15 protein-coding genes and 1 tRNA gene are annotated in these 11,824 nt (G+C 62.3%); 10 read left to right on the top strand and 6 right to left on the bottom strand.

Features of this window, described 5'->3' with window-relative positions:
• Positions 1-169 precede the first annotated feature (169 nt).
• Together MESOP_RS22140 and MESOP_RS22135 are read left to right on the top strand one after the other, a co-directional pair.
• Entirely contained in the window at positions 170-853 is a 684-nt protein-coding gene (locus MESOP_RS22140; protein ID WP_013895575.1) for a phosphoglycolate phosphatase, read from the top strand.
• Between the two features lie 141 nt (positions 854-994).
• Positions 995-1,069 (top strand) — tRNA-Val (locus tag MESOP_RS22135).
• A gap of 125 nt (positions 1,070-1,194) precedes the next feature.
• Here MESOP_RS22135 and MESOP_RS36035 read toward each other — a convergent pair.
• Complete coding sequence (locus tag MESOP_RS36035; RefSeq protein ID WP_013895574.1) at positions 1,195-1,893, bottom strand: collagen-like protein; 699 nt, start codon at positions 1,891-1,893, stop codon at positions 1,195-1,197.
• A gap of 249 nt (positions 1,894-2,142) precedes the next feature.
• Between MESOP_RS36035 and MESOP_RS22125 the strand changes: the two genes are divergently transcribed.
• Positions 2,143-2,400, top strand: coding sequence for a PepSY domain-containing protein (locus MESOP_RS22125; RefSeq protein WP_013895573.1), 258 nt, complete (start codon positions 2,143-2,145; stop codon positions 2,398-2,400).
• Positions 2,401-2,574: 174 nt separating this feature from the next.
• Positions 2,575-3,057 (top strand): hypothetical protein, encoded by a 483-nt coding sequence (locus MESOP_RS22120; protein ID WP_041164226.1) that lies wholly within the window; start codon positions 2,575-2,577, stop codon positions 3,055-3,057.
• A 6-nt stretch (positions 3,058-3,063) separates the two neighbouring features.
• Here the strand turns inward: MESOP_RS22120 and MESOP_RS22115 are convergent, their stop codons facing one another.
• Entirely contained in the window at positions 3,064-4,950 is a 1,887-nt protein-coding gene (locus MESOP_RS22115; protein ID WP_013895571.1) for a L,D-transpeptidase family protein, read from the bottom strand.
• Between the two features lie 207 nt (positions 4,951-5,157).
• A complete protein-coding gene (locus MESOP_RS22110; protein WP_013895570.1) occupies positions 5,158-5,934 on the bottom strand; it encodes a 3-oxoacyl-ACP reductase family protein in 777 nt (258 codons plus the stop codon).
• Between the two features lie 99 nt (positions 5,935-6,033).
• On the opposite strand from MESOP_RS22110, the gene MESOP_RS22105 reads away from it, so the two are divergent.
• Together MESOP_RS22105 and MESOP_RS22100 are read left to right on the top strand one after the other, a co-directional pair.
• Entirely contained in the window at positions 6,034-6,648 is a 615-nt protein-coding gene (locus MESOP_RS22105; RefSeq protein ID WP_013895569.1) for a TetR/AcrR family transcriptional regulator, read from the top strand.
• Positions 6,649-6,712: 64 nt separating this feature from the next.
• Positions 6,713-7,108, top strand: coding sequence for a rhodanese-like domain-containing protein (locus MESOP_RS22100; RefSeq protein ID WP_013895568.1), 396 nt, complete (start codon positions 6,713-6,715; stop codon positions 7,106-7,108).
• Positions 7,109-7,120: 12 nt separating this feature from the next.
• Here MESOP_RS22100 and MESOP_RS22095 read toward each other — a convergent pair whose 3' ends face one another.
• Positions 7,121-8,026 carry an alpha/beta hydrolase gene (locus tag MESOP_RS22095; protein ID WP_013895567.1) on the bottom strand — a complete coding sequence of 302 codons (906 nt, stop codon included), beginning with the start codon at positions 8,024-8,026 and terminating at the stop codon, positions 7,121-7,123.
• 47 nt (positions 8,027-8,073) lie between these two features.
• On the opposite strand from MESOP_RS22095, the gene MESOP_RS22090 reads away from it, so the two are divergent.
• Positions 8,074-8,526: a MarR family winged helix-turn-helix transcriptional regulator gene (locus tag MESOP_RS22090; protein WP_013895566.1), complete on the top strand. Its 453-nt coding sequence runs from the start codon at positions 8,074-8,076 to the stop codon at positions 8,524-8,526.
• 17 nt (positions 8,527-8,543) lie between these two features.
• Here the strand turns inward: MESOP_RS22090 and MESOP_RS22085 are convergent, their stop codons facing one another.
• Complete coding sequence (locus MESOP_RS22085) at positions 8,544-9,155, bottom strand: pyridoxamine 5'-phosphate oxidase family protein (protein WP_013895565.1); 612 nt, start codon at positions 9,153-9,155, stop codon at positions 8,544-8,546.
• A gap of 74 nt (positions 9,156-9,229) precedes the next feature.
• Positions 9,230-9,583 (bottom strand): gamma-butyrobetaine hydroxylase family protein, encoded by a 354-nt coding sequence (locus MESOP_RS22080; protein WP_013895564.1) that lies wholly within the window; start codon positions 9,581-9,583, stop codon positions 9,230-9,232.
• 199 nt (positions 9,584-9,782) lie between these two features.
• Between MESOP_RS22080 and moaA the strand changes: the two genes are divergently transcribed.
• The 3 genes from moaA (at position 9,783) to MESOP_RS22065 (ending at position 11,785) form a co-directional block, all read left to right on the top strand.
• Positions 9,783-10,778 carry a GTP 3',8-cyclase MoaA gene (gene moaA, locus MESOP_RS22075; protein WP_013895563.1) on the top strand — a complete coding sequence of 332 codons (996 nt, stop codon included), beginning with the start codon at positions 9,783-9,785 and terminating at the stop codon, positions 10,776-10,778.
• Positions 10,779-10,834: 56 nt separating this feature from the next.
• A complete protein-coding gene (locus MESOP_RS22070) occupies positions 10,835-11,308 on the top strand; it encodes a hypothetical protein (RefSeq protein ID WP_013895562.1) in 474 nt (157 codons plus the stop codon).
• Between the two features lie 117 nt (positions 11,309-11,425).
• Complete coding sequence (locus MESOP_RS22065; protein WP_013895561.1) at positions 11,426-11,785, top strand: hypothetical protein; 360 nt, start codon at positions 11,426-11,428, stop codon at positions 11,783-11,785.
• The last annotated feature ends 39 nt before the right edge of the window (positions 11,786-11,824 follow it).

Genomic DNA, 11,824 nt, shown 5'->3' with positions numbered 1-11,824 from the left:
CGCTTATTGCCCAGAAATCCTGGTGTTTTGGGCTCGTAGCATTTTTGCCGCCGGGATCAAAGCTTTTGACCGTGATCAAAGCCTTTGGCAGCCTGTCCACCCGTCTGCTTGCCTTGACGCGCGGCAGCCGCTATCGCCTGCCGATGCACAAACCTGCGCAGGATGGATCATGAGTCGCCCGATCATCGTGTTCGACCTCGACGGAACGCTGATTGATACGGCGCCGGACCTGCTCGACAGCCTCAACCACAGCCTGGCGGCAAGCGAGCTCGCGGCCGTCGACGAGGCCGGCTTCAGGCGCTTCGTCGGCCATGGCGGCCGCGTCATGATCGAGCGGGCGCACGCCGCCCAGCAGCGATCGCTCGACGTCGCCGAGCACGACCGGCTGCTGAAGCTGTTCCTCGATCACTACACCGACAACATTCCCGGCAAATCCCGCCCCTACCCCGGTGTCGTCGAGGCGATCGCGCGCTTCGAGAAGGCAGGCTATCTGCTGGCCATCTGCACCAACAAATACGAGGCCAACTCGCTGGCGCTGATCGAAGCGCTCGGCTTGACCAGGCATTTCGCGGCCATCGCCGGCCAGGACACGTTCGCGTTCCGCAAGCCCGATCCGCGCCACTTGACCGAAACCATCAAGCTCGCCGGCGGCGATCCGCACCGCGCCCTGATGGTCGGCGATTCGCAAACCGACATCGACACCGCCAAGGCCGCCGGCATTCCGGTCGTCGCCGTCGATTTCGGCTACACCGACCGCCATGTGCGCGAGTTCGAGCCCTCGGCCGTGATCTCGCATTTCGATGCACTGACGCTGGAACTGGCGGAGCGGCTGATCGCCGCCGCGGGACACTGACAAAAAAAGCGGTCGGCGCCACGCTGGCGACAGGTTCCGAATGGCGGCAAATCCGATCCGTATCAGAACGCCGGACACCGCCTTGACTTCCCCAGCCTGCCTCCCTTATATCGCGGCTCGCTTGGCCTTCGGGCAACGAGCGGGCGATTAGCTCAGCGGGAGAGCACACCCTTCACACGGGTGGGGTCGCAGGTTCAATCCCTGCATCGCCCACCATCTAACCCTTCGAAGCGGTTGGATGAATTGGACCGAAAATCCCAAGAATGATCGGGACTGGCGCTCAGTATTTTCGCATTCGGCCTCATCTAGAATTTTGGCCGGAGGAACTTGACGCTTGGGAACTATTTGCTTTGAAAGCGTAGCGATGCAATTGGCTCTCCGTCGTCCTCTGCAAAGCGCTCTATGTAAAATTGACGCCCGGTGTCCCATTTGAACCCGTTTTTCTCTCCTTGGTATACGTACCAACGGCCAGAGCCGGGGTTTCTGAAAAGAATAACATTGCCGGGTGCAATCTTTTCGACGATCGTGAGCAGGGTTCCATCTGCCTTGCAGAACTGCATGCCGGCCTTGACGGTCAAAAGCGGCACGGATCGTACATCACTATCCAAAATGCATTTGGACGTGTCGAATTTTCCCGCAGCATCTACCAGCGCGTTGTTGACGACCGAGGGTTGAGATTTTGCTGCCTGAGCGGCAACAGCAGCAGCAACAAGCGCTCTAAGCTTTGACTCGTCTACGCCTCCTGAACCTTCTTTGCCGGCAGGCCCCGCGTCACCTTGAGGTCCTTGGTCCCCTTTCGGCCCACGGGGCCCGGTTGGCCCAACATCGCCTAGGTCCCCTTTGTCTCCTTTGATGCCCTTCGCCGATACATTGGCCGCACTCACCGTATCGAGCTTAGCCCTTAAGTCGGTGATTTCCCGTTGCGCAGAATCCAATTGGCTTTGCAAGCCCGTCGCATACCAAATGCCGCCTGCAAGCAGGCCGGCAAGGGAAACCACCCCCACCGCAGTGTCGAGTAAATTACGATTACCTTCAGCCATATCCCGCCCCTCAACGACCCAAAAAAGAACCAAGCAAATTGACGCTGAACTGGCAAGCGGGTGAAATAGATCGGAAGTGGAAAACGCAGTTCAAATTCCGCCATCTAAGGAAACAGGTTGAGGTTAACCCTTAAAGGTACAGTTCGCTTCGGGTAGGGTCACCGGGCAGATGCAATGGTCATGCATTCTAGCTACGGAACAAACCAACCCACCAGCGAGTTTTCCTCTGTTGAACCTTGAGGGAAAACCATGTCCAGATTTCTCGTGTCGACAAGCGTCGCCGTTCTTCTTGCCGCCGCGCCGGCCTTTGCCGCGGATGACACGCCGCTGCCGCCGCCCAATGCCAAGAAGCTGTCGGATATCCTCGCCAAAGTCGAGCAGCGCGACGGCTTCCGCTATGTGAAGGAAGTCGACTGGGATGATGGCGCCTACACCGTCACCTACTACACCGCGGACAAGGCCAAGGTCGAAATCACCTATGACCCGGTGACCGCCGAGCCGAAATAAGGCTCCTCGCAAGCACCTGTCGTTCGGCTGATCGTGCGCCAGCAGTTGTCGGCGCAGCATTTGTGCGGCGGCGCCTGAGCAGCCTGCAACGCGTGGCCATTACGCCACGGCCTTTCGGCTCCTCTTGCGTTGGCTCGTCTTTGATGGCTGACTGCATCGGCGCCGCATTGGGGAATGGGCATGGCGACGGCGAAGCACATATTGAAGCGCATCCTGATGATGCTTGCCGGTTATCTGGTCGCCGTGCTGGTCGGCCTGGTCGCCGTGGCAGCGATTTACGGCGCGCTCAGTTCCCTGCCCGACGCGCCCGAATATTTCGACGTCATGGGCGTCACCCCGATCGCGGTCCTGGTGGTGCCGCCGCTCGGCATGTTCGTCTATTTCCTGACGATCGTGGTGACCGGCCTGCAGACGCTCATCTTCGCGCTGATTGCCGAGTTCTTCTCGCTGCGCAACTTCCTGCTGCACATGTTCTTCGGCGCCGCCGCCGCTGCCGGCGGCTTTTTCCTGATATGGCCGGGCACAACGGAGGACATGGACCCTGAACGCTGGGCCGACATCGGCATCATCGCCGCCGCCGGCCTGTTCGCCGGCCTTGTCTACTGGCTGATCGCCGGCCGCGAGGCCGGCTTCCGGCGGCCCCTGGCGGCAGGTTGACTATTATCAGCTCGAGGGCGAGCGCACCGCTTCGGTCGCGTCCATGGCCTGCTTCAGCCGCGAATCGCGATCGTAGACGTCGCCGAAATATTCGACCTTGCCGGACATGTCGGGCCAGGCGGTGAAATAGGCGACGTAGACGGGAATCTTGCGCGTCACATCCTGGGTCGAATGTCCGTGCTTCAACTTCTCGGCGATGTAGTCGACCGAGGTGTCGAGCACGGCGGCGGCCATGCCGCGCGGATCCTGCAGCCGCACGCAGCCATGGCTGAGCGCGCGCATGTCCTGCTTGAAGAACGATTTCTGCGGCGTGTCGTGCATGTAGATCGCATGCTTGTTGGGGAACAGGATCTTCAGTTCGCCCAACGCGTTGGCCTCGCTCGGCTGCTGGCGCACACTGTAGGGGATGTTGGCGCCATAGCCGCCCCAGTTGACCGCCGACGACGGAATGCGCTTGCCGCGCGAATCGGTCACCTCATAGCCGGCACGGTCGAGATAGCCGGGATCGTTGCGCAGCCGGGGCAGCATTTCATTGACGATGATCGACTGCGGCACGCCCCAATAGGGGTGAAAATCGACCTGCTTGATCTGGTCGTAGAAGAAAGCGGTCTGGTTGGTGGTCCGGCCGATCACGGCGCGCGTCTTCAGCTTTTCCTGGCCGTCGTCGATATAGCTGGCGGTGAATGCCGGCTGGTTGATGAAAACGCGCGGACTGCCGAGGTCGGAAGGCAGCCAGCGCAGTTCTTCCAGCGCCACTTGCACCTTGAGCAGCCTGTCGGCCTTAGACGTCCCGGCCAGCAAGGCGACGGTCCGCGGTCCGATCACGCCGTCCCCCTTCATGCCTTCCTTCTGCTGCACCGCCTTGATCAGCGGTATCAGCTCGGGAACGTAGACCTCGCTCGTCGCCAGCCGCGACAGCATCTCGCCATAGGCGCCGCCCATCTCGTCATCGAGATTGCGCGCGATCAGCGTCAGCAGTTTCGGCAGCTCCGGGCTGGTGTCGCCCGGCTTCAGCAGCAGCTTGGGATCGACGACGATCTCGTTTTCGGCGCTCGCCTGCAAGGATTCCAGTTCGACGCGCAACGCCTGGTATTCGGGGTTCTGCGGATGGCGCGATTCGAGATAGGTGCGCACTTCCTGCGTATGCGCCAATGTTTTCAGCACGCCCACGAGGTCGAGCGGCTTGGCCGGGAAATCATAATAGCCGGTCATGCGATTGGGTTCGATCCGGCCGCTTTGGGCGTCATGGGCGTAGCGCAGCACACGCGCCGACAGCGCCATCTCGAAGCGTACGAGTTCCTTCAGCCGTGCCGCCTCGTCGGCCGTCGACGCGCTGGCCGCGGGCACCTCGACCGTATAGTCGGCGGGCGCCAGGCCATAGCTCGCGGCCTCCCCCAGCACCCGCACCGCATCCTGCGCACGGCTGTTCGGGGTGGTTCCGCCCACCCAGATGAAATCAGGGTTGGCCGAGTAGTAGGCGATCAGCGCCTTGGCGATGTCCGGCTCGGCGTAGAGCTCATAATCGGAAAGCCCTGCAATGGCCTCGTGGAAAGCAGCGACCGTGGCCGATGGCACAAAAGCGGCGTCTTGCGGCGTCGCCGGCTGCGGCGCGGCCGCCAATGCCGAGAAGTCGACACGCACCAGCCTGTCGGCCTTGTACGTATAGTAGGAGGGACTGCTGATCTTCACGCCGCCACCACCAGCCGAGACTTTAGGCTTGGGTTTGTTCTTTGGCGGCGGAGGCGGAAAATCGCCTTTTGGCGCGTGCTTGACGCCGCCGCCGAACAGCATGTCGAAGAGCCCTTGAGCGCCTGCCTGAGGCGTGCCGAAAGCAAGTGTCGCCGTAATCGCCATCAGCGACACTGCGGTTGCTTTTTTACCGAGGAATTTCATGGATCACCCGCTCCGGCCGCAACCGGTTCCCGTTCCGCACGTTAACCGTCCCGCTCACCGCATGGCGGATGTAAGGCGCGACTATACCGATTCATACCGATTTCGTTAAGCTTTCATAAATTTCCGAAAGCCTGTTGCAGAACAGTTTCACAACATCGTGACGGCTGGAGCGAGGGTGTTCGCTCCAGCCCGGGCAACGCCCTGGAATCAGGCGTTGGCGCCTCCGTCGATGGTCAGCGCGGCGCCGGTGACGAAACGTCCTTCCGGACCGGCGAGCCAGGCCACCATGCCGGCGATGTCATCGGCCTTGCCGAAGCGAGGCGTCGCCATCTTCCGGCGCTGATGTTCGGCATGCGGTCCATCCGCCGGGTTCATGTCGGTATCGGTCGAGCCGGGATGGACGATGTTGGCGGTGATGCCGCGCGGGCCGAGGTCGCGCGCCAGCGCCTTGGTCAGGCCGACCAGCGCCGCCTTGCTGGCGGAATATGCTCCAAGGCTGGTGTCGGTGACGCGTTCGGCGAGATTGCTGCCGATCGAGATGATCCTGCCGCCCTCGCCCATGTGTCGCGCAGCCGCCTTCGAGGCGATGAACGGAGCCCTGAGATTGACCGACATGGTTTCATCGAAATCGGCGAGCGAAAGCGTGTCGATGGGCGCCGCTCGCCAGATACCGGCGCTGTTGACCAGGATATCGAGCCGGCCGAACGCGGCCACGGCATCGTCGACCGCCCGGTCTATCGCCGCGGCGTCCTTGTTGTCGGCTTTGATGGCGATCGCGCGGCCGCCTTCGGCCTCTATCTCGGCGACGACAGAGCGGGCTTGCTCCTCGCCATGCACATAGGTCAGCGCGACGCTGGCGCCATCGGCCGCGAGCCTTCGTGCGATCGCCGCGCCGATGCCGCGGCTGCCGCCGGTGACGAGCGCCGACTTGCCGTGCAACCTGGGGCCATTCAACCTGCGGTCGTTCAACTTGGTGGAAGACATTGGTTTCTCCATTTATGTAGTGATTGATACATAAATATCTGGCAGCCTTGTCCAACCGCGTCAACAGATTTATGTATCGATCAACACAGAAAGAGCGACATGTCGGAAAGAGGCCGCCCTCGCACCTTCGATCGAACCGCAGCGCTGCGGCGGGCGATGGAGCTGTTTTGGGTCAAGGGCTACGAGGGTACTTCGATTGCCGAACTGACCACGGCGATGGGAATCAACTCACCCAGCCTCTATGCCGCCTTCGGCAGCAAGGAAGCACTGTTCCTCGAAGCGACCGAATATTACACGCAAGCCGAAGGCACCGAGATCTGGGCCGCCTTGGAAAAGGCGCCGACGGCATGCCAGGCGATCGAGAACTTCCTGCGGCAGACGGCAAAAGCCTATTCGCAAACCGATCGTCCGCAAGGCTGCCTAATCACGCTCGGTGCGCTGCATCAGGATTCGACCAGCAGCGCCATCTGCGCCGATCTGCGCCGCCGCCGCGCTGAGAACCAGGTGGCCCTGCAAGAGCGGCTCGAGCGTGGGGTCACCGATGGCGAATTGCCGGCGGGGTTCGATTGTCGCGCCGCCGCGATTTTTTTCGCAACGGTTCAGCACGGCATGTCGATCCAGGCGCGCGACGGTGCTTCGTGCTCCGCGCTGATGGCGACGGTCGCCGGGGCGATGGCCGCCTGGCGGACGATGGCCGGCGCCGACAAGACGTGACAAACGCCAGCCATTGTGCTGGAAATTCAAACAGCAGCCAGGTGCGCGATCGGGAGGAAAGCCTGTGAAGAAGGGTTATCGCGAACTGTTGGATGAGGCGAATGCCGAGATCGAAGTGGTTTCGCCGGAGGAAGCCGCCGGACTGCTCGAGGACGAAGGCACCATCTTCGTCGACCTGCGCGATCCGCGCGAGATCGAACGCGACGGCAGGATTCCCGGCGCCAAGCATGTCACCCGTGGCATGCTGGAATTCTGGATCGATCCCGAAAGCCCCTATCACAAGCCGTTCTTTGCCTCGGAAAAGAGCTTCGTCTTCTTCTGTGCCGGCGGCTGGCGTTCGGCGCTGGCCACCAAGACGGCGCAGGACATGGGACTTTCGCCGGTCAAGCACATCCTTGGCGGCTACACCGCCTGGAAGGCGGCCGGTTTGCCGGTCGAGCCCGGCGACAAGAAGAAATAATCTCGACGTCGCTCAATGCAGCAGCGACGGCTCGCGGGCCACGAAGGCGACGGCGCGTTCGACCACGCCCTTGTCGGCGAGAATGCGCCGGTGGCCGAGCCCGTCGGCCCAATGCAGCCGCACGTGATCCCCGGCACCGGCATAGCGCCTGGCATGATCGGCCGGCACCTCGCGGTCGTCAGGTGCGTGGATGACAAGCGTCGGCACCGGCGCCTGGGCGAGCTGGCGGTCGCCGGTGAATTCGTGCAGCGGCCGGCCGGAAAGGTGTTGGACACGGTCCGCCATCGCGACCTGTGAGCGCGGCCCGACATTGAGCATGCGGCTGAAGTCGGCGAAGATCGCCGGCAGCGAGCTTGGCGCCGCGATCAGCACCAGACGTCCGGCCGCCAGTGGCGGGACGTTCTTGACCGAACCGGCGATGGCGTTGGCCGCGACGGCGCCGCCGAAGGAATGGCCGATCGCCGCCGCGAATGGACCGAACCATTCGCCGGCAACGCGCACCGCTTCAACGGCGTTGACCATGTTCAGGTGCCTGCCCCGCGACTGGCCATGCCCCGGCAGGTCAAGCGAAACGACCCTGTAGCCGGCCGCGCGATAGCCTTCGATCAACGCGCGCATATATTCGGTGCGCGAACGCCAGCCATGAACGACGAGCACCGTGCCGGCGGCCGTCCTGCCCGGCTCCGGCCGGAATTCGTGCACCATGACGCAGCCGGTCGCGGTCTTCAGCCGGTGATGGCGCGCTTCGGCCATGAACTCGGCGGCGCGGCCGATGGCGCGGCGCTCGCCGTCGGTCAGCGCCTTGGCGCTCGGCGTGCGGCAGAACAGTTCGAAAGCCGCGCGCCCGGTGATGCGTGGCGCGATATGTTCGGCCGCACCAAACACACCTCGGATGACCTTCAGCCCGAATGATGCCATAGTGAGAATCCATCCATACGTTCAAGCATGAACATAATAGTTCAAAGATGAACAATAGACAAGAGCTACCCTGGGACAACCCACGTTTTCGCAACTGGGTCGCGGTGGCGCGCGCCTGCCATGTGCTGGAGCGCACGCTGGCGGTAAAGCTCGCGCCGCTCGATCTCAAGCCGGCGCAGCTCGACGTGCTGATGAACCTCTACCGCCACCCCGGCATGTCGCAGCACGACCTTGCCCGCAAGCTGCTCGTCGGCCGCTCCAACATCACCATGCTGCTGCCGCAGCTGGAGGCACGCGGCCTGCTGCGTCGCGAGACCGACGAGAAGGACAGGCGCATCCTGCGGCTCGCTCTGACCGAAGCCGGCGAGGCACTGCTGATGCAGGCGCTGAAAGTGCACATGGCGCTGATCGAAAAGGCGATGAGCCAGTCGACGCCGGAACAGTGCGACATGATCGGCGACCAGATGCGCAAGATCTATGAAGTGCTGAAGGAAGCCTAGCACCCAAGGTGCACCGGCTACCACATCGTCTTCTTCGCCCGCTCCGGCCATTCCTTGTCGTAAGCCTCGCCGTCGATGTTCTTGCGGCTGGTGATTTCCAGGATCTGTCCGGGCGTCGGCAGCGACTTCGGATCGACATGCCTGGCCGGATTCCAGAGTTCCGATCGCACGATGGCGCGGGCGCACTGGAAATAGACCGAATCGACATCGATGACGGTCACCGAGCGCGCCGCCTTGCCGTCGACACTGAACGACGCGCAAAGCGCTGCATCCGTGGTGATATGGGCCCGACCGTTGATGCGCAGCGTGGTGCCGGAACCCGGCACCAGGAACAGCAGCCCGACACGCGGATCCCTGATGATGTTCTTCAGCGAATCGGCGCGGTTGTTGCCACGCCGGTCCGGCATCATCACCGTTCGCGGATCGACGATCCTGACGAAGCCGGCGAGATCGCCGCGCGGCGAACAGTCGAGCCCCTCCGGTCCGCTGGTCGCCAAGGCGACGAAGGGCGAGGCCTCGATGAAGGCGGCATATTCGGGGATGAGATGGTCGAGTTCCTTGACCAGCGAGGCCTCGCCCGGAATTCCATAGAGCGCCTCGAGCTGCTCGACCGTGGTGATGATGGACATCGTTTTCGCCTCCGAACCTTTGCCGGCGCTACTCCAGATATGTGACGTCCTGACGACGCCAGCATGCCGGGGAATCAGCGATCCCGGCTCAAGCCCTTCGCCGCCAATTCCGCGAGATAGGCATTCCAGCGCTCGTCCTTCTCGTGGCCGAGCGTGTGCAGGTAATTCCAGGTGAAGATACCGGTGTCGTGGAAATCGTCGAAGGTGATGCGCACGGCATAATTGCCAATCGGCTCGATCTTCAGGATCGCCACATTCCGCTTACCGGGAACCGTCACGCGCTGTTCGGGCGAATGGCCCTGCACCTCCGCCGAAGGCGATGCCACGCGCAAGAGCTCCGCCGGCAGCTCGAAAGGCTGGTGACCGGGAAACGTCACGGTGAGCTGCTTGCGGTCCTTGGAGACCCTGAGTTCTTTTGGCGCGGTCATTCTGTTCGATCCGGTGTCATCCACCCTTCCCTACGCTGCTTCGCCAGGGCGGAAAAGGCCGTTTGAGATGAGCCGACATGCAATGTCGGCCTCGAGATGTTACCAAGGATCAACACCTTCTATCTTGAATGGCTAGCCGCTTCGTATCACATAGCGGTATATAACGACGCCACTCACGGCTACGGGAAGCGCTTGAAGCATGGACATGATCGACCCCTTCGGTCGCACGATCAGCTATCTCAGAGTGTCGGTCACCGACCGCTGCGATTTCCGTTGCACCTATTGCATGGCCGAGGACATGGCCTTCCTGCCCAAGAAGGACCTGCTGTCGCTGGAAGAACTCGACCGGCTCTGCACAGTCTTCGTCGAAAAGGGTGTCAGAAGGCTGCGCCTCACCGGCGGTGAACCGCTGGTGCGCAAGAACATCATGCATCTGGTGCGCCAGCTGTCGCGGCATCTCGAAAGCGGCGCCCTGGAAGAATTGACGCTGACGACCAACGGCTCGCAGCTTGCGCGCTTTGCCACCGAACTCGCCGATTGCGGCGTCAAGCGCGTCAATGTTTCGCTCGATACGCTCGACGCCGACAAGTTCCACAAGATCACCCGCTGGGGCCATCTCGACAAGGTCATGGCCGGCATAGACGCCGCGCAGGCGGCCGGACTGAAGGTCAAGCTCAACGCGGTGGCGCTGAAGGATTTCAACGACGCCGAACTGCCCGAGATGATGCGCTGGGCGCATGGCCGCGGCATGGACCTGACGGTCATCGAAACCATGCCTATGGGCGAGATCGACGCCGACCGCACAGACCAGTACCTGCCGCTATCGCTGCTGCGGGCCTCGCTGGAGCGCCAGTTCACGCTGACCGACATCCCCTTCAAGACCGGCGGCCCGGCGCGTTACGTTCATGTCGCCGAGACGGGTGGAAAACTCGGCTTCATCACACCGATGACGCACAATTTCTGCGAGAGCTGCAATCGCGTCCGGCTGACCTGCACCGGCACGCTCTATATGTGCCTCGGCCAGGAAGATGCCGCCGATCTGCGCGCGCCCTTGCGTGCGTCCGAAGGCAATGAGTTGCTCGCCGACGCTATCGACGAAGCCATCGGCCGCAAGCCCAAAGGTCATGATTTCATCATCGACCGCCGAACCAGCCGCCCATCGGTGTCCCGGCATATGAGCGTCACCGGCGGCTGACCTTCCCACGGATTTGTGCAAGGATTGCCTCGTGGCCATCGGACTACGGGCAAGGCATGCGGCGGTTCTTTTCGATCGTGACGTCTTTCGCGACGATTTCGGCAAGCGCCGCGATCGCCGCGCCTTTCACCTATATGAACGAGCGTTTCGGCACGGTCTGCACCTTCCCGGATGAGATCTTCAACGATCGCCAGCCTGAGCCGGACAATGGCGACGGACAGGTATGGCTGAGCGCGGACGGCGCCAGCCTGACCTGCTCCGGCATCGCCAACATCGACGACGAAACCCCGAAAGGGTTTCTCGCCGAAGAGAAGGCGAGCAAGGAGCCAGGCTACAAGATCACCTACAGCAAGACCGGCAAGGACTGGGCGGTGTTGTCGGGGCTCAAGAACGACAAGATCTTCTACGAGCGGCGTTTGTTCGGAAAGGATGGCGTCATCCGCACGGTGTGGATCGACTACCCGCAGGCTGTGAGATCGAAATACGACCCGCTGGTCGGCGCGATCGCCGGCAGTCTCAAGGGGCCATGAGCATTCTCCAGCACATCCCAGAAAAAGTCTGATCCGCAAACGGTTGTCGGATTTACCGCCAGCGCGTTCCGGCCTAGCTTTCCCCGCGGCGGAATCGTCGCTCACAGGGGGTACATCATGCGCAAACTCATTCTTTCTCTCGCATTGCTCGGCCTTGCGGCCGTGCCCGCGGCAGCCCAGTCGATCGGCGGCACCTACACCGTTGCCGGCACCAATTTCGACGGATCGCCCTATGGCGGCGAGGCCACCATCACGCTGACCAGCGGAACCACCTGCACGATCCATTGGGAGACGGGCGGCTCTTCTTCCGACGGCATCTGCATGCGCAACGACAATGCCTTTTCGGCCGGCTATGTCATGGACAAGGACATCGGCCTCGTCGTCTACAAGGTTCAGGATGATGGCTCGCTGCATGGCCTGTGGACGATCGCCGGCAAGGAAGGCAACGGCACCGAGATCCTGACGCCGAAGAAATAGCCACCTCGGCGGCACGGCTTGTCGGGATGCGAATTCGCT

The sequence above is a fragment of the Mesorhizobium opportunistum WSM2075 genome (assembly GCF_000176035.2).
Classification (GTDB): Bacteria; Pseudomonadota; Alphaproteobacteria; order Rhizobiales; family Rhizobiaceae; genus Mesorhizobium; species Mesorhizobium opportunistum.
Note: the sequence above shows the minus strand (reverse complement) of the source record. Positions and strands in the feature narration are given on the sequence as shown.

Excerpts from the sequence above, each read along its gene's own strand:
- MESOP_RS22080 (WP_013895564.1), bottom strand. The coding sequence starts at position 9,583 with ATGACCGCGCCAAAAGAACTCAGGGTCTCCAAGGACCGCAAGCAGCTC.
- MESOP_RS22140 (WP_013895575.1), top strand. The coding sequence starts at position 170 with ATGAGTCGCCCGATCATCGTGTTCGACCTCGACGGAACGCTGATTGAT.
- MESOP_RS22115 (WP_013895571.1), bottom strand. The coding sequence starts at position 4,950 with ATGAAATTCCTCGGTAAAAAAGCAACCGCAGTGTCGCTGATGGCGATT.
- moaA (WP_013895563.1), top strand. The coding sequence starts at position 9,783 with ATGGACATGATCGACCCCTTCGGTCGCACGATCAGCTATCTCAGAGTG.
- MESOP_RS22090 (WP_013895566.1), top strand. The coding sequence starts at position 8,074 with ATGAACAATAGACAAGAGCTACCCTGGGACAACCCACGTTTTCGCAAC.
- MESOP_RS22085 (WP_013895565.1), bottom strand. The coding sequence starts at position 9,155 with ATGTCCATCATCACCACGGTCGAGCAGCTCGAGGCGCTCTATGGAATT.
- MESOP_RS22065 (WP_013895561.1), top strand. The coding sequence starts at position 11,426 with ATGCGCAAACTCATTCTTTCTCTCGCATTGCTCGGCCTTGCGGCCGTG.
- MESOP_RS22095 (WP_013895567.1), bottom strand. The coding sequence starts at position 8,026 with ATGGCATCATTCGGGCTGAAGGTCATCCGAGGTGTGTTTGGTGCGGCC.
- MESOP_RS22070 (WP_013895562.1), top strand. The coding sequence starts at position 10,835 with ATGCGGCGGTTCTTTTCGATCGTGACGTCTTTCGCGACGATTTCGGCA.
- MESOP_RS22125 (WP_013895573.1), top strand. The coding sequence starts at position 2,143 with ATGTCCAGATTTCTCGTGTCGACAAGCGTCGCCGTTCTTCTTGCCGCC.
- MESOP_RS36035 (WP_013895574.1), bottom strand. The coding sequence starts at position 1,893 with ATGGCTGAAGGTAATCGTAATTTACTCGACACTGCGGTGGGGGTGGTT.
- MESOP_RS22105 (WP_013895569.1), top strand. The coding sequence starts at position 6,034 with ATGTCGGAAAGAGGCCGCCCTCGCACCTTCGATCGAACCGCAGCGCTG.
- MESOP_RS22120 (WP_041164226.1), top strand. The coding sequence starts at position 2,575 with ATGGGCATGGCGACGGCGAAGCACATATTGAAGCGCATCCTGATGATG.
- MESOP_RS22110 (WP_013895570.1), bottom strand. The coding sequence starts at position 5,934 with ATGTCTTCCACCAAGTTGAACGACCGCAGGTTGAATGGCCCCAGGTTG.